13 protein-coding genes are annotated in these 16,480 nt (G+C 36.1%); 8 read left to right on the plus strand and 5 right to left on the minus strand.

The window, feature by feature from the left end; translation table 11 throughout:
- Positions 1-30: 30 nt before the first annotated feature.
- From cyoE to K9M53_RS00455, 6 genes are all read left to right on the plus strand, one after another.
- Complete coding sequence (gene cyoE, locus K9M53_RS00430) at positions 31-984, plus strand: heme o synthase (protein ID WP_224016939.1); 954 nt, start codon at positions 31-33, stop codon at positions 982-984.
- A 115-nt stretch (positions 985-1,099) separates the two neighbouring features.
- Complete coding sequence (locus tag K9M53_RS00435; protein ID WP_224016942.1) at positions 1,100-1,651, plus strand: cytochrome c oxidase subunit 3; 552 nt, start codon at positions 1,100-1,102, stop codon at positions 1,649-1,651.
- A 5-nt stretch (positions 1,652-1,656) separates the two neighbouring features.
- On the plus strand, positions 1,657-2,532 hold the full coding sequence (locus K9M53_RS00440) for a cytochrome c oxidase subunit 3 (RefSeq protein ID WP_224016943.1): 876 nt from the start codon (positions 1,657-1,659) through the stop codon (positions 2,530-2,532).
- A gap of 22 nt (positions 2,533-2,554) precedes the next feature.
- Positions 2,555-2,974 (plus strand): cytochrome C oxidase subunit IV family protein, encoded by a 420-nt coding sequence (locus K9M53_RS00445; protein ID WP_224016944.1) that lies wholly within the window; start codon positions 2,555-2,557, stop codon positions 2,972-2,974.
- Between the two features lie 200 nt (positions 2,975-3,174).
- Positions 3,175-3,891, plus strand: coding sequence for an SCO family protein (locus K9M53_RS00450; RefSeq protein ID WP_224016945.1), 717 nt, complete (start codon positions 3,175-3,177; stop codon positions 3,889-3,891).
- An 8-nt stretch (positions 3,892-3,899) separates the two neighbouring features.
- Positions 3,900-4,493, plus strand: a complete 594-nt coding sequence (locus K9M53_RS00455; protein WP_224016946.1) for a DUF420 domain-containing protein — start codon at positions 3,900-3,902, stop codon at positions 4,491-4,493.
- A 96-nt stretch (positions 4,494-4,589) separates the two neighbouring features.
- Here the strand turns inward: K9M53_RS00455 and K9M53_RS00460 are convergent, their stop codons facing one another.
- On the minus strand, positions 4,590-5,537 hold the full coding sequence (locus K9M53_RS00460) for an SIMPL domain-containing protein (protein ID WP_224016947.1): 948 nt from the start codon (positions 5,535-5,537) through the stop codon (positions 4,590-4,592).
- A 44-nt stretch (positions 5,538-5,581) separates the two neighbouring features.
- Entirely contained in the window at positions 5,582-7,261 is a 1,680-nt protein-coding gene (locus K9M53_RS00465) for a DUF4139 domain-containing protein (protein WP_224016948.1), read from the minus strand.
- 135 nt (positions 7,262-7,396) lie between these two features.
- Between K9M53_RS00465 and K9M53_RS00470 the strand changes: the two genes are divergently transcribed.
- Both K9M53_RS00470 and K9M53_RS00475 read left to right on the plus strand, forming a co-directional pair.
- Positions 7,397-9,220 carry a tetratricopeptide repeat-containing sensor histidine kinase gene (locus K9M53_RS00470; RefSeq protein ID WP_224016949.1) on the plus strand — a complete coding sequence of 608 codons (1,824 nt, stop codon included), beginning with the start codon at positions 7,397-7,399 and terminating at the stop codon, positions 9,218-9,220.
- Positions 9,210-9,953, plus strand: coding sequence for a LytR/AlgR family response regulator transcription factor (locus tag K9M53_RS00475; protein WP_224016951.1), 744 nt, complete (start codon positions 9,210-9,212; stop codon positions 9,951-9,953). Before K9M53_RS00470 ends, K9M53_RS00475 begins: the two co-directional genes overlap by 11 nt.
- 87 nt (positions 9,954-10,040) lie before the next feature.
- On the opposite strand, the gene K9M53_RS00480 is transcribed toward K9M53_RS00475, so the two are convergent.
- The 3 genes from K9M53_RS00480 to K9M53_RS00490 form a co-directional block, all read right to left on the minus strand.
- Complete coding sequence (locus K9M53_RS00480) at positions 10,041-13,745, minus strand: efflux RND transporter permease subunit (RefSeq protein WP_224016953.1); 3,705 nt, start codon at positions 13,743-13,745, stop codon at positions 10,041-10,043.
- Positions 13,746-13,858: 113 nt separating this feature from the next.
- The gene (locus K9M53_RS00485; RefSeq protein ID WP_224016954.1) at positions 13,859-15,037 is read right to left on the minus strand and encodes an efflux RND transporter periplasmic adaptor subunit; all 1,179 of its coding nucleotides are present in this window, start codon (positions 15,035-15,037) and stop codon (positions 13,859-13,861) included.
- 37 nt (positions 15,038-15,074) lie between these two features.
- The gene (locus K9M53_RS00490; RefSeq protein ID WP_224016956.1) at positions 15,075-16,478 is read right to left on the minus strand and encodes a TolC family protein; all 1,404 of its coding nucleotides are present in this window, start codon (positions 16,476-16,478) and stop codon (positions 15,075-15,077) included.
- Positions 16,479-16,480 lie beyond the last annotated feature (2 nt).

The following is a 16,480-nucleotide window of genomic DNA, read 5'->3' on the forward strand; positions in this document are numbered from 1 at the left end:
TAAGAGGAGTAAAATAATTTGAAGTTCTTTATGGAGGAGCAGCAGGATAAAACTACCATATCCAATTCAACATCGTTTGCATTGGCAGCTAAGGTGAAAGATTACTTTCAGTTGATCAAGTTCACTTTAAGTTTTATGGTGGTGTTTAGTACAGTAGTAAGTTACCTGCTGGCACCGAATGTAACGTTTAACTTACTATCAGTTCTTTTACTTTTTGTTGCAGGCATGTTGATAACGGGTTCTGCCAATGCTATTAATCAGGCAATGGAAAAAGATACCGATGCCATGATGAAACGCACTGCTAAACGTCCGGTTGCATCCGGCCGTATGAGCGTAAGTGAAGCACATACTTTTGCAATGATTGCAGGAATATTGGGCGGTTTTATCTTGTGGTCTGTGTTTAATATTTCCAGCGCATTATTGGGCATAGCAAGTTTGTTTTTGTATGGGTATGTTTATACACCATTAAAAAAAGTGAACTCTGTTGCGGTATTGGTTGGCGCATTGCCGGGAGCTTTACCTTGTTTGATCGGCTGGGTGGCAGCTACAGGAGAAATAAACCCCGTAGCGGTTATTCATACAAATCATGGTGATTATACAAATGCGGGCGGATGGATCTTGTTTGCGATACAGTTCTTATGGCAATTCCCTCATTTTTGGGCAATTGCCTGGGTAGCGCACCAGGATTATTCCAAAGCAGGATTTAAATTATTGCCAAGTGATAAAGGGCCGACGAAGTTTACAGCAATACAAACCATCATGTACAGCACATTGATGATACCGGTGGGAGTATTGCCGTATTATTATCACATAAGCGGTGCAATCAGTTTATGGATATTATTGGCTTGTAATTTATGGATGGTTTTTGTGAGCGTGTTGCTATATATAAAGATGGATGTGAAGAGTGCCAGAAAAGTGATGTTCAGTTCTTATTTTTATTTGATGATCGTGTTTTTGTCGTTGTTGGCAGATAAAGCTCATTAAGAGCAAGCCGTACAAGGGAGTGACACAACGATGTTGAAAGAAGAACAAATGTTTGGGACAAAAATTAATAACAAAAAATTGCCCTTTAGGGGTTAGGGGTATGAGTACAGTGGTGATGGAACAACGAAAAAGAATACATCCGCACAAGTTTACACTTTGGGTGGGCATTGCAAGCATTATTATGATGTTTGCAGGGTTTACAAGTGCGTATATCGTAAAACGTAATCAACCCAATTGGGTATCGTTCGATCTGCCTAAGGTTTTTTGGTACTCAACGGCGGTGATGGTTTTAAGTAGTGTAACCATATGGCAGGCATTAAAGGCTTTTAAGCAACGTGCCATGCTGAATTACAGGAGACTGGTGATGGTAACGTTTTTTTTGGGAGTTCTTTTTGTAGTGTTACAGATAATTGGATTTAACGAATTATATCAAAAAGGAATTACGTTGCAGGGAAATGTTTCGTTTTCGTTTTTGTTTATAATTGTAGGATTACATGCATTGCATGTTTTGGGAGGAATAATTGTTTTGTTGATACTTTTTTTAAAAGCATTCAGCAGTTCGGTTAGAAACTACAATACAGTACCGATTGAACTGGCGAGTACGTACTGGCATTTTGTAGATTTTTTATGGGTTTACTTATTGATTTTTTTAATATTGATTAGATAAAAATTATGTCAACAGCAGCAGCACAACAAGGCACTAAATGGTGGAGCGGTGGTAGAAGCCCGTTCAATGCAAGCTATGGTAAAGTGATGATGTGGTATTTTTTAATGAGCGATGCATTTACATTTGGCGCTTTCCTGATTAGCTATGCTACACTTCGTTTTAGCTTGAACGATTGGGTGGATGCTAACCATGTATTTAATGCATTTCCATTTTTTGGGCATCAGAATTTGCCACTGGCATTTGTGAGCTTGATGACATTTATTTTGATCGCCAGCTCTGTTACCATGGTGTTAGCTGTACATGAGGGACATCATATGAACAAGAAAGGTGTTGAAAAGTACATGTTGTTAACCATTTTGGGAGGTTTGGCCTTCTTAGGTTGCCAGGCTTGGGAATGGACGCACTTGTTAACTGGAGAGCATTTTATTTTAGCGGCAAACGGAACAATTGAAACATTAAATACTACTGTTAGTCATAACCCATGGGGACATTTGGTAGGTAGTGCAGAAATATCTGCAGCATTGCAAAAAACATCACCGGAAGTATTGCGTGCAATGATCCTGGAACATGATCACTCTGCAACAGCCGCTTCTTTACAAAGTTTATCTGTAAGCGACCTGATCAGCAAGATAGATCTAAATGCAGTACAGATACATCATATCGGTCCCCCATCATTTGGTAGTTACTTCTTTGGTATTACGGGGTTCCATGGTTTTCACGTATTTAGTGGGGTGGTGATAAACGTAATTATGTATATCAAAACAAAGCTGAACCATTTTGAAGACAGAGGACATTATGAAATGATCGAAAAGGCAGGATTATACTGGCACTTTGTGGATCTGGTTTGGGTGTTTGTGTTCTTATGTTTCTATTTAATCTAATAATTATTTTAATAAAGATAGTATGAGTGAAGTTTTAGCATCTCCGGAAATTACGTTTGCACACGAGCCTGCAAAAGGTACCGGAAGAATCTGGAAAATATTTTGGATTTTATCAGGCATCACAATTATTGAGCTGGCGTTGGGCTTTGGTTTAGCCAAGGAATGGTATGGCGATCCACATGCACATGCAACTGCTATTCTTTTTGTAAAAGGAGTTATCTGTATTTTATCGTTAGCCAAAGCATTTTATATTGTTTCTGTATTTATGCATCTGGGTGATGAAATAAGAAATTTTATCATGACAATTGTTGTTCCTCTTTCTTTATTCATTTGGTTTATTGCTGCGTTTTTGTGGGATGGGAACAGTTGGAGAAACTTACGTAATGAGTATAAAGAGAAAAGGCCGACAACAGAACAAGTAGCGCCTGCCCCGGAGCATTAATTGTGTTATAAACTTAGTTAAAAACATTTTTTATAAATAAAACCATCGCATCTTTGCGGTGGTTTTTTTTGAAATACGCCGGTAAGACAGCAAGACATTTAATATATCATTCTTCAGCTTTCCGCCTTTCCGGCAAAAAATAATCTCAATAAATTCTTTGCGACTTAGCTCCTTTGCAGCTTTGCGTGAAATAAGTGATTATGAATAAGAAAGCTTTTTTAGCGTTAATGCTGGCGATACTGATGCCTGTTACAGGTTACCTGTTGGTAAAATATTATGCAGAACGTGATGTGCAAATGCCCCGCCGTTATTTTTATGATGATGTAAAAATAATTGAGAAAGACGGAAAGATATCTAGGGATACTATTTGGCACAGCGTACGAAATATTACATTGGTAAACCAGTTAGGCGATACCGTTAACCTTGATGATCTGAAAGGAAAGGTATTGGTAATTGATTTTTTCTTTACACACTGTCCTACCGTTTGCCCGGGATTGGCCCGCAGCATGCAACGGTTGCAAAATTCTTTTAAGGATAATAATGATTCTATTGTTCAGTTTCTTTCTATCAGTATTGATCCGGTACACGATTCAGTTAAAAATCTAAGAAGCTTTGCCAATCATTACACTTCCAATCATGATACATGGTGGTTTTTAACCGGCGATAAAAAAGACATCTATGATTTTGCTTTGCATGAAATAAAGGCAAATATTGCGGACATTAATATAGATACAGCATTTGTACATACTCCTATGTTTTTTTTATTAGACAGAGACAGGGTAGTAAGGGGCTGGTATGATGGACGTGATTCTGTTGAACAGGCAAAGCTGGTACGGGATATTCCTTTATTGATGTTGGAAAAAGACAGGAAACGAACCTTTGGTCAGTTTTTAAAAGAGTTATTTCAAAGAAGTTAATTTAAACTATGTTACCGGAACCATCTATAAAAAAAGATGATAAAAAAGCTGCTATCTTAATATGGGTAGTGTCAATAGTTGTTTTTGTGGCTGTTGCTTTTTTAGCGTCTAAAAAATTCGATATTAAATTAGGTTTTGATGTACACATTTTTGCATTGATAAATGCTATCCTCAATTCGATAGTGGTTATGTTATTAATTGCAGCACTGCTGGCAGTTAAGCAAGAAAAATATGTACTGCATAAAAACTTAATGCTGATAGCAATTGTTCTATCGGTGTTATTTTTAGTTTCATACATCTGTCATCATTTATTGGCAGGAGAGACAAGATTTGGAGATATCAATCATGATGGTATTTTAAGCGATGATGAAAAAGTAAAAGTCGGCGTTGTACGGTATATTTATTTTATTCTTTTATTTACACATATTCCATTAGCGGCAATTGTATTGCCTTTTATTTTATTTACTGCTTATCGTGCCTTGATAGGAGAATATCCCCAGCATAAAAAATTAACTCGTATTACTTGGCCAATGTGGTTATATGTAGCTGTTACCGGAGTAATTGTTTATTTAATGATAGCTCCCTATTATACATTAAAGTAGTTTCATAGGAGTACGGATGGGTTGGGTTTTTAGGGTTATTCGAACGCTTTACAGTATTCCAGGGTGATCGTTTAATATCTGTTGCGTTTAACAAAATCAATTCCTTGGGCTTATCTTTTTTAAGTCGCCATTTGGTGTGATGATAAAATATTCTTTAAGATCATTTTTGATGTCTTTTTCCATATCAACTTCTAACTTAATTTCATAAGTTATTTGGATGGCGGGTTCTAAAATTGTTGGGTTTAGTACAAGATCAAAGTCTTTGTTAACGACGGGCTGATAGTATAGAGTTGTCGATTTTTCAACCTGGTTACTATTTGCGGTTTTCTTTAGATCAAGGTCTGAATTGGAATATGCCTGGTATGAATTATACATTTCAACCGGATACATTATTTTAAATCCATCCACTAAATTCTTCTCGCTGCTGTCAATTCTTGAGCCTATAATTTGCTTGTAGCCTTTAATTTTTTCCTGCAGTAAAAGCTTAGCTCTATTCACAAGGTCTGCTTTAGTAGCTTCTATCTTATCCGAAATATAATCTACACGAACCAGGTCATAAATTTCTGAATTTGCAAGAGTGGCAATTATTTCATTCAACAGGTTCGGATCCTTATATTTTATGTGAATGTTTTTTTTGACCTCAAAGCCTTTGGGAATTTCATTGTAAGTTTTTTTATTGAATAATTTTTTCTCTACTTCATACTCATACACCGGTACAAAAGAGATCATATCTACGTATGTTTCTACTCCTTGTTTAGTCTTTATGTTTTTTAAGGCTTCATTTATTCTGTTATCGATCAAATTATTGACCTCTTCTGTAGTTTTTCCTGTTTGCGCCACACTAAAAATTGCTACATAATTGTCTGCAGTAAGATTTGCTAATCCTTTTACAACTATTGTCAATTTAGAGTTAGAAGGAATATCTAATTCGAAATTATCGTTTGAATACCGAACCTGTCTTTGGTAATTAATATTTCCCGATACCTGTCCGCAAGAAATTTTGCTGACAATACAAACCAAAGAAATTAGAAATATTTTTTTCATGATGATTTTTTATTTGAAGCATTATAAACAGTACCTGAATAGTATTATAGATTCGCTAATTTTTTATCTTTTGGATATTTAACAGTATAGCTGAATTTGACTTTTTGGCTTTCGCCTGGTTTTAATTGTAGCTTCCAGTTGAGAATACCCGTTTCCGGAATTACTTCTGCGTTGTCTGAATCATTTAATGTTACTTCAACTTCTGAAGTAGTGCTTATTGGATATTGATCTTTCAAGGCTACATTAACTGGTGTCAATTTGTTATTCTTGACTGTTATTTCGTAAGTTACTGTTTGAGAAGTGGTGTTGCCTTTGGTTTTTACCGTCGTAAACTCTTTAACAATATTTCGTTTTATAGCGATGCGTTTGTCTTTTCCTAACGATAAACTTAATGTATCCGCAATACTGTTAGGATCAATAACAGATTTACCTAAATAAGTATCATCTATAATAATATTGGCGGTGCCTGGCAGTAAATCCAGGTTTTCCCAATCAGTTATGTCCGCAAGTAAATAAGCGCTGTTGTCTAATTTAGGGATCGCATAATTTTTTAAGCCTGCATTTATCTTTTCTTCTTTGATCGTTACTGCATGTATTTCTCCATCGCTTTCTATATCATAAGGCAGTGCAATTTCAAAATTGGTATTTAACTGACTTTCTTTTAAAGTGGTAAACTCCTGTAACGTGCTGGGTGTAACAGTGTCATTGGTAGTTTGAGGAGCAAGGTAGTTTAGGCTATTGGATGTGCTGTTTGCAAAGCCAATGAAAGAAGTGTTCATTGTTGCTTGATTGCCGATTTTTCTTTGTAATGAGTTAGAAAGATCTTTATACAATAACGGTACATACCATTGCAAATACCACGCATTTAAAACGGGCATTGTATTGCTCATAGAAGGATTAGCCGTGCTTAATGTTAGATTTGTGTGCTTCCAGTCAATGCCTGTTGATTGTGTTAATGAAGCTTTGTAAACCAATTTTATTTCATTGGTTTTGGAATTTACTCTAACGTCGTAAAGTGGCGTCCAACCGGCAGTATTAGTAAAATAACTGAACGATATAGGTACAGTTTGTGCTTCATTGCAAATAACCTGTAAAGTTAATTGCCCGTAAGGCTTTGATGAAGGAAGCGTATTGTCATTAGCTGTATTAATTCTTTCTTGTAAAGATTGAACTTTGGCATTCAATGCGGTTTCTATTTCTTTATAATTGAAGATGTTGGTCTTTGCTTTTTCAATTTTGATGGTATAAGCATTTACCAATTTCAATATTTCATCTGATGAAGTTGCTTTGTTTCCCTCATTTGAAACGGCGGCTTCTATTAATACTCCTGTTTTAGCTAACGTTTGCTCTTCTATCGAGATCAAATTAGCATTGCGTCGTAGTTGTATATTAAGAAGCGTAATGCTATCCTGTAATGTTGTTGTGAGCGGATCCTTTACAACCTCAGCCTGTGGATAGATCACTTTAAATTTTTGCGATAATAAGGTGATGCTTTCAGGGACTTTTATCTGCAAGCTGTTTTCATCAATAGAAGTACTTAACTGGCTTATCACAATTTGTTTGGTGCTGTTGTTTACAGATGCTTTTGTTTCATGTGTCAGCTCTGCGCCATAACCATAATAAACAGTTGCAGAAATTAATTTGGAAGATGCTTTTGTAGTGTCTTGTGCTGCTGTAGTAAAGTAAGAAGCGATCATTAGTACAGCGATAACTATTTTCTTCATAACATTCTTTTTTGTTTGGTAAAAATAGATGGGGCAAAAGGCGTTTTATTGGCATACTTGGTGAAACCGCATTTTGACTTGGTGAAGGATAGTATAAAACGGCTTAAAAAGTTCTTATTTTGTATAAAGTTTATAATGCGCCGGAATTATAATTTTTTAATTGCAGGTTTTTTGTTGCTTTTTAGCAGCATGCAACTCCGTGCCCAGGATGCAAAGGGTTATACTAATATGAATGATGCTTCTAATAAAATAGAAAAAGGATTTAAGCAAAACAATTCGGACACATTGGCGCAAGGTTATTTTGATTTTGCTGAAGGTCTTTACCAAAAAGGGCAAGTACAAAAAAGCGAATACTACTTTAATAAAGCAAAGGAATTATTTACAAGCGCAAACAATTTAGAAGGTATTGTTAAGAGCAGTCGGTATTTAGCTAAAGTGCAGGAAGAGCTGCATAAAAACAATGAAGCCATTTCTAATTATAAAATAGCGCAGCAAAACAGCACAAAAAACAATGACAGTATTACCAACTTTTTAAGCACCAATGATGTGAATAGGCTAAGCTATGCACAGCCATTAAACAAACAGGAACAATTTTTATTCAAGAATATTAAGTTAGGGGTTATAAAAAAAGACACCAATGAAATTGTAACAGGATTTTCAAAAATAGCAGATATTAGTCTTCAGAAAAAAGATACGGGCGCTGTTGTTCACGCATATCTCAATGCGTATAATTATTCAAGAAAAGTTCCCGATCAGGCATTGTTTTATAATCAAAAGATCACAGATGTATATATTCAAAATAAAGATTTTGCAAAAGCAATTGAAACCAAACAAACAGCACTCAAGGAACCATTTGTACAAAACTCTACAAAATTAAAGGCACAGGAAATAACCTCACTTGCTGCTATTTATGCGTTACAGAATAAAGGACGAGATGCCATTGACCTTTTGAAAGAATCGTTTAAAATATCTACAGAAAATGGCCATACGCTACAGGCAAAAGAAAGTGTGGAGAAGCTGGATAGCATTTTTACCAGCCAGAACAAAAAAGATTCAAGCTTATTGTTGTATAAAAAATTTGTAGCACAGCTACCTTCTATAATTGAAAAAGACAGTTCTTTAATTGATGGCAGAATTATTAGCGCAACGGAAACAAGAATAAGAGAACTGGAAGGAGATAAAGCGTTAAAAGATGATCTTATCCGAAGAAAGAATATTTTTAATTATTGGCTGATGGGCTCTTTACTTGTGGTAGTAGCTTTTACAATAATTACTTTACTCATCCTTAAAAAGCTAAGAGTTAAAAATAAAAAAATTGCACTGCAATCATTGCGCAGGGAAATGAATCCTCATTTTATTTTTAACAGCTTAAATAGCATTAATCAATTTATATCTAATAATAACGAGCTGGCAGCAAATCAATACCTCACAAAGTTCTCTATGTTAATGCGGCGGGTTATGGAAAATTCCAAGGAGGATTTTGTATTATTTTCAAAAGAACTGGAACTGTTGCAGCATTATCTCGAATTAGAGAAAAGCAGGTTTTCAGATAAATTTGATTTCAGTATAGAAGTTGATGATAGTTTGTTGTTGGAGGAACAACTATACATTCCAGGTATGTTGATACAACCTTATATAGAAAATGCCGTGTGGCATGGATTGCGCTACATGGATAAAAAGGGATTTTTAAAATTATCTTTTAATAAAAATACAGGGAATGTGATCATTGTAGTGGAAGATAATGGCATTGGCATGGCTGAAAGCAAAAAAAATAAGACATCCAATCAGAAGAAACATTCCGGCAGAGGAATTACAAATACGTTAGAGCGAATTAAGATTTTAAATCAACTATATAACAAGAACATCACTTGTAAAATGGAAGATAAAGCCGCTCCACAAAATGGAGTGAGAGTAGAAATCATTGTTCCTGTTTTAAATAAATGGTCGCATGAAGATTAAAAGTATTATTGTTGACGATGAAAAAATTGCCAGGGATGTAGTAGCAAATTACCTGGAAAAATATTGTCCGGTAGTAGAAGTTATCGGGCAGGCGCAGCATATAAAAGAGGCGGTACCCATGATACAATCCTTACAACCTCAATTGGTTTTTTTAGATGTTGAAATGCCTTTTGGTAATGCATTCGATATTTTGGAAGCCTGCGAAGGCATTCCATTTGAAACTATTTTTATTACTGCATACAGTGAATATTCTTTAAAAGCGCTTAATTTAAGCGCAGCATACTACATACTGAAACCTATCGACATCACTGAATTGGTTGCGGCAGTAAATAAAGTACAGCTTTCTTTATTAAAGTCAGATGAATTTAACAGGAATAAAATACTATTACAAAATCTTCGATCAAAACCGGAACTTCAGCAAATTGCATTACCCACATTGCATGGTTTTGACATTATAAAAACAGCGTCCATTACAAGGCTGCAGGCAAAAGGAAATTTTACAGAAGTTTATTTTACAGACGGCTCTTTTAAACTCATTTGTAAATTTCTAAAACATTTTGATGAATTGCTGGATGCTCCGTTCATTCGAATACATCGCTCTTATATTGTGAACAGTAACTTTATTAAGTCGTATTCTAAAAGTGCAGGCGGTTATGTTACGTTACACGATGGAACTGAGATAGAAGTATCCACTACCTACAAAGAACATCTACTAAAAATGATGGGTGTTTGATTTTTTATTAAGAATGTTGGAAATAAAAACTCCCCGTAGAAACGGGGAGCGTAGATATTATACAGCAACCAAACTGTATATTTCAACCTAAAACCAACTTTCATTCCATGCTTGACTGGAATTTTTATCGTTAATTAATTTTCTTTTTCTCCTGGTTACTTCTGATTTGTGTTTAATCCAGGTAATGATCATCAGTATCGGAAAACCTAAGACCAATAAAAGTGTTAACAGCATATTACCTCCGGCTAACGCATTACCGAAACCTAAACCGGGGAATAAAAGGAAGCTAAATGATATCCATTTGCCGCCAAACATTCTTCTCATCGGGCGTTTCAATCTTTCTCCAATTAAATACATTGATGGTACGATAACCAATGTCATAAAGAAAGCAAAGGCCAAACCAAAGATGATCGTCCAACTCAATGGCTTCCAGAACACATTGTTATCACCTCCGAAATAAATATGCGGGTTTAATTCGGAGAACATAGTTACGAAATTTATATTAAAACCAATGGCTAGTGGTATTAATGCTAATATCGCAGCCAGTGCCGTTAACAATACAGGAATGATACGCGTTTTACCTGCCTGTATCACCGCTTCTCTTGTTTTTAAACCTCTTCCCCGCAATTCATCGGCAAACTCAATTACCAGGATACCATTCTTTACCACAATACCCGCTAATCCAACAATTCCCATACCTGTCATTAATATTGATACTTCCATTCCTGTAATTGCAAAACCAAGTAATACACCAATAACGCTAAATATGATCTCGGTTAAAATTATGATAGGCTTACTTACAGAGTTAAATTGCAAAACGAGAATAACTAAGATAGATCCTAATGCGATCAATAATGCTTTACCAAGGAAAGCCGCTGTTTCTGCTTGTTGTGCACCCTCGCCTGTTTGACGAAGCATTACATCATCCGGTTTCTTTTTAAATTCATCAATTGCTTTTGCAATATCTGCATTCACCGCCGTTGGTGTGTAACCTGTCAATACATTTGAAATAAGAGAGATGGTTCTTTTTTCATTTTTTCTTTTAACACTTCCCAATGTGCTCGTTAGATCAAACTTTACTACGCTGCTGATAGGAACACGCTTGATAGCGCCACCGCTTGCCATATCGCGGAACATGATATCCATATTCAATAAGGCGGTAAGATCATTGCGCTGCTGTTCATTATTGCGAATCTGGATTTTATATTCATCTTCTCCTTCTTTGATCTTTGATGCTTCTTTACCAAACAAAGCAGTACGCAATGCATCGCCGATCTGGCCGCTGGATACACCTGCCGCCAAAGCTCTTTCACGATCAACGGTTAATGTTATTTCAGGATTGGTCAGATCCACATCCATTTTTAATTCTTCTACTCCGGGAATATTAATAGAATCCAAATAGTTTTTAAGTGTGACTGCTGTTTTGGTCAGATCATTAAAATCATCACTTACTACTTCCACATTGATTGGTGGATCTGTAGGCGGCCCGCCTTTTTCCTGGTCAACAGAAATCTGTGCGCCTGGTATTCCTTTTAAAGAGCTCCGGATATCATCTAAATATTTTTTAGTAGATACACCATTGCGTTTTTCAAATTCAACAAAGGAAATCTGTATGCGACCTAATTCACTACGGGTGCTTCTATCGCCGCTTGTTGGATCGTTTGCACCAACTGCTACGTTGGCAATGATACTTTCCACCGCAGGATTTGTTTTTCCATTTTCAGTGCCCAATACTTTATTTACTTTTTCCTCCAATACTCTTGTTAGTGAATCAGTGTATTCCACCGAAGTACCAACAGGTAATTTTAAGTAAACGTAAATGTAATTAGGATCGCCTTGCGGGAAGAATACCACGGGAACTTTTCTTGCGCCGAAGAAAATGAAAGTAAATATTAATAATGCTATGGTGCCCAATAATAATTTTACAGGACGCCATCCCGTTAGAGCCCAGCGCAATAAGTTTTCGTAATGACTCATTATCCAAGGCAATACTTTGTTTTGGAAACGATGAATTAAACCATCCAATACAAAGCGATTTAATAAGATCAGCAATGCAAAGAAGATCAATAAATTTCCAAAGAACAACGCACTACCTCCCGGTTTTACAATATCTGTACCTGTTGTAATGCCTTGTACAGCACTGTTCATGTTTATACCCACAAGATCCAGTATAATACCAACAACGATCAATGCCCAGAAGACCGGTTTTTTGAAGATCGCTGTTTTCTTTTCTTTTTCTTCGCCTTCAGGATGATTCATGAAATCAACCGCAAACACAGGGTTCATTATGAACGCAACAATTAACGATGCTGTTAATGTAAAGATCAGCATGGTAGGCAGGTAGATCATGAACTTACCAATAATGCCCGGCCAGAATAATAATGGTACAAACGGAGCCAATGTGGTTAACGTTCCTGCTAATACCGGAATGAACACTTCGCCGGCGGCCATCTTGGCACTTGTTGGAGCATCGATCTTTCCTTTACTTTCCGTAAAAATGCGATGCGTATTTTCAATTACCACAATAGCATCATCCACGATAATTCCTAATCCAAACAGCAACGCAAATAACACAATGAAGTTGAGCGTAACATGCGTACCAACAATAAGATCTGCAGCAGGTAAAAAGATGAACGCCACAAACATACTTAACGGAACACTTAATGCTACGAAGAACGCATTGGTAACACCCATAAAGAACATCAGGATAATTAATACCAACACAAACCCGATCACAATAGAGTTTACCAGGTCGTTAAAAGATGTTTTAGTTTGTTTGCTTTGATCACCGGTAACAACTACACCCAGGTCTTTAGGAAATTCTTTTGCTTTTAATTCATTTACAGCCTGCTTTACATTATCGCTTGTTTCAATTAAATTTTCTCCTGCACGCTTAATAATGTTTAAGGTAATTACATTTTTACCATTTAAACGGGCATAACTTTCACGTTCTTTAGTTGTGTCTTTAATAGTAGCAATATCTTTTAAATACACAGGAGCGCCACTGGTATTGCGTACCAATATCTGGGAAATATCTTCCGATGTTTTAAGCTGACCTTTTAGTTGCAGGTTACGCTTCATATTGCCAACATTCAATAAGCCGCCGCTTACATCCAGGTTTTCGTATTGCACAGCTCTTGAAATATCGTCAAACGTAACATTGGCAGCCTGCATACGATAATTATCTACATTAATTTGAAACTCACGTTCAGGTGCACCTACCAGATCCACTCTTGTAATTTGTGGTAATTCTTCCAGCTGATCTTTTAGATCATCGGCATATTTTTTCAATCTTACCAGGTCATAATCGCCATACACGTTCACATACATGATGGGCTGATCGCTAAAGCTAACTTCCAATGCGGTGGGTTCCTGTGTTAGATCGGTCGGCAGATCTTTCTTCGATTTGTCGATCGCATCTTTTACTTTTTGCAGCGCAATATCTGTTTTCACATCTGTACTAAATTCTACCGTTATAGCAGAATAGTCCTGTTGCGATGTGCTCGTTACTTTATTGATCTTGGCACCGGTAATACCCTTGATCTGTTTCTCGATCGGCTTGGTAACAAGGTTCTCGATATCTTTCGGCGAGTTACCTACATAAATTGTTTGCACATAAATAGTAGGAATTACAATATCCGGAAACTGCTCTTTTGGTAACGTAACAAATTGCATTACACCCCAAAGAGTAACAAACAACATTATTAAATAAATAGATGTTTTGTTTTTAATACTCCACGTGGTGGGTTTAAATTGCTTGAACTTGTTTGTAAAATTTTCTAATGCACTCATACAATTAGTTTGTCCCTAACCCTAAAAGGGAATAAGGAATTAGTATTTATTTTCTTTCGTCAATCATGAATGGCAAAAACAAAGACGTGGTATTCACGTCTCCCGCCTAAGAACTATTGTGTTGTGATAACCTGTCCATCGTACAATCCCTGGAAGCCATCAGTGATCAAAACATCTCCTGCTTTCAATCCTTCTTTTATTTCCAGTTGATCATCATTGATCGATCCAATAGTAACTGTACGTTTGTGGGCAATCAATTTGCCACCTTCTTTTACAGCTACCATGATATATTTACCGGTAAGGTCGTTTTGCAGCGTAGCTACCGGCACAACAATGCTATTGTTGGCAGCATAATCTTTGATCTTCATTTCAACAACTTGGTTAGGCTTTAATAAAGTCTCGGTTGGTAATTTAGCCTCAACATTAAAGCCACGAGTTAAAGGATCAATAGAAGCACTAACAAAACTTAAAGTAGTATTAATAGTTTTGTTTACATCAGGTACTGTTACAATTACTGCAGCTCCTTTGCTTACGCTGCTTAAATAATTTTCAGGAATAACGCCTTTTGCTTTTAGGTTAGAATTATTTACAATTTCAATTTGAGGGCCTTGTTGCGTCATTCCCTGGAATGTTTCACCAACTCTTATATTCACGATATCAGCTATGCCATCCACATCACTATTTACATTCGTTGTATTTAATTGGGCTAATGCCTGCTTTGCAGATTCCTGGGCTGTTTTCAGTTGGTTTTCTGCAGTTGCTGCATTATTTTTTGCGCTTATTACCTGCACTTCCGTTCCAATATTTTGATTCCATAAGTTTTGCTGGCGTTGATAAATATTTTGCAAATACGCCAATTGTGTTTTTGCATTTTCTACATTTTGCTGGGCAGTTACGTAAGCTTGTTTCATAACTGCATCATCTAATTTTAAAAGGGCTTGTCCTTTTCTAACATGATCGCCTTGTTTTACATAAACTGCTTTTACTAAACCCGGCGCTCCGGAAGGAGCTATGTAACTGATGTTTTCGGCATCTATCTTACCTTGTAATTTTATGTAGTGTGTAAAGTCTGATAGCTGGATAGTTTGCACTGCTACCAGTTTTGCTTTTTGTGCATTGGCAGCACTTGTATCCAACTTGTCTACTTCTGCCTGTAAAGTTTTTACCTGTTCTTTTAATTTCTCCAGTTGAGCTTTTTTCTCACTCAATCCGCCGTTGTTGTCTTTCTTTCCTCCGCATGAAGAAAGAAGAACGATTACTGCTGTTGTTCCTATTATTAAATATTGTTTCATATCCAGTTTGTTTATTGGTTTAATTGTTGATTATTTATTAAAGTTTACCTACCGCTTGTAAATAGCTTATTTTGGCAACAATGGCATCGTATAACGAGCTGTAATAATTGTTTTGTGCTATTTCTAATTGAGTTTGTGCATCGTACATTTCCTGGTTGCTGCCCAATCCTTGTGCATATTTTAATTGAGTACTCTTGAATACACTTTCCGCTAATTGAATATTTTGTTTTTGATTGTCAATAGTAGCTAACGCTGTTTTCATATTTTCTCTTGATTGCACCACATCGTTATCAATTGATTGCTTTAGTTGCTCCAGACTGTTTTTTGATTTTTCAACTGCAATTTTAGCCTCTTGAATTTTTGAATTAGTATTAAAACCTGTGAAGATTGGAATTTTAAGGTTTACTCCAACATATGAGCTGGTGTACCAGGTTCCTTTATAAAAATCAAAGTCGGTTCCAAATGCATTTTTTCCATAGCTCGCCACTCCGGATAATGTAGGTATCTTGCTTAACTGGTAGCGTTTAACATTATACTGACTCATTTTAGTGGTTATACTTAAAAGTTGAAATTCTTTTCTATCTTCATAATTATAGGATTCATCTAAAATGTTTTGTTTTAGCTCGTCCTCATTTAATGTATCTGTAAGAATTAATTCTTCTTTTTGTGGCATCCCGATAAGCATTTTTAGAGCTGCATTGCCTGCCGATACCTGGTTTTCTATTTTCTCTTTTTGAGTTTGAAGATTATTTAGCTGAACGGTTATTTTATCTACATCTAATTTTTCCGCGAAGCCATTCTTATAAATTTCTTTTGTGTCGTTAAGCTGTTTAGAAATATTATCAATATTTGCCTGTATACTTGCCTGCTGCTTTTTGGCAACTACCAACTGGTAATAAACTTTGTAAACATTGGCTTTGATCTGCTCTTGCGTTACTTCAGCTTGTTTTTTGAAAGAATTTAATACGGTATTCTTTGCCTGTAATCCTACAAAAACTTGCCCATCAAATAATATCTGGTTCAAGGTTACTCCTATATTAGAGGTCCAGGGGAGCGTAAAAGAAAATGCTAGATCCGGATATACTCCATGATTAGGATCTGTAATGGGTTGTCCATTTCCATTTTGCACACCATTTTTTGTCAGGATATTATAGAACTGAGGGCTGATAAAATCCGGAATAGGTTGCACGGGAATATCATAATAATGAGTAAGCCCTGCGCTTGCACTTATTTGAGGAAAGGCAGCCGAAGTTACCTCACGATTAACTTGTTGTTGGTTTTTAATATCCAGCAATGCATTTTTAACCTGTATAGAATTTTTCAACCCATAGTCGACGGCTTGCTTTACCGAAAATTCATTTTTCGTTTGTGCGGTAACGGTAGTTGCCGTTATTATCAGCGTAAATAATGTAGTTAGGTTTAGTAAAAGCTTTCTTCTCATCT

Origin of the sequence: Ferruginibacter albus (genome assembly GCF_020042285.1) — a bacterium.
Lineage (GTDB): Bacteria > Bacteroidota > Bacteroidia > Chitinophagales > Chitinophagaceae > Ferruginibacter > Ferruginibacter albus.

Coding starts and splice junctions, on each gene's coding strand:
- cyoE (WP_224016939.1), top strand. CDS start 31: ATGGAGGAGCAGCAGGATAAAACTACCATATCCAATTCAACATCGTTT.
- K9M53_RS00435 (WP_224016942.1), top strand. CDS start 1,100: ATGGAACAACGAAAAAGAATACATCCGCACAAGTTTACACTTTGGGTG.
- K9M53_RS00440 (WP_224016943.1), top strand. CDS start 1,657: ATGTCAACAGCAGCAGCACAACAAGGCACTAAATGGTGGAGCGGTGGT.
- K9M53_RS00445 (WP_224016944.1), top strand. CDS start 2,555: ATGAGTGAAGTTTTAGCATCTCCGGAAATTACGTTTGCACACGAGCCT.
- K9M53_RS00450 (WP_224016945.1), top strand. CDS start 3,175: ATGAATAAGAAAGCTTTTTTAGCGTTAATGCTGGCGATACTGATGCCT.
- K9M53_RS00455 (WP_224016946.1), top strand. CDS start 3,900: ATGTTACCGGAACCATCTATAAAAAAAGATGATAAAAAAGCTGCTATC.
- K9M53_RS00460 (WP_224016947.1), bottom strand. CDS start 5,537: ATGAAAAAAATATTTCTAATTTCTTTGGTTTGTATTGTCAGCAAAATT.
- K9M53_RS00465 (WP_224016948.1), bottom strand. CDS start 7,261: ATGAAGAAAATAGTTATCGCTGTACTAATGATCGCTTCTTACTTTACT.
- K9M53_RS00470 (WP_224016949.1), top strand. CDS start 7,397: ATGCGCCGGAATTATAATTTTTTAATTGCAGGTTTTTTGTTGCTTTTT.
- K9M53_RS00475 (WP_224016951.1), top strand. CDS start 9,210: ATGAAGATTAAAAGTATTATTGTTGACGATGAAAAAATTGCCAGGGAT.
- K9M53_RS00480 (WP_224016953.1), bottom strand. CDS start 13,745: ATGAGTGCATTAGAAAATTTTACAAACAAGTTCAAGCAATTTAAACCC.
- K9M53_RS00485 (WP_224016954.1), bottom strand. CDS start 15,037: ATGAAACAATATTTAATAATAGGAACAACAGCAGTAATCGTTCTTCTT.
- K9M53_RS00490 (WP_224016956.1), bottom strand. CDS start 16,478: ATGAGAAGAAAGCTTTTACTAAACCTAACTACATTATTTACGCTGATA.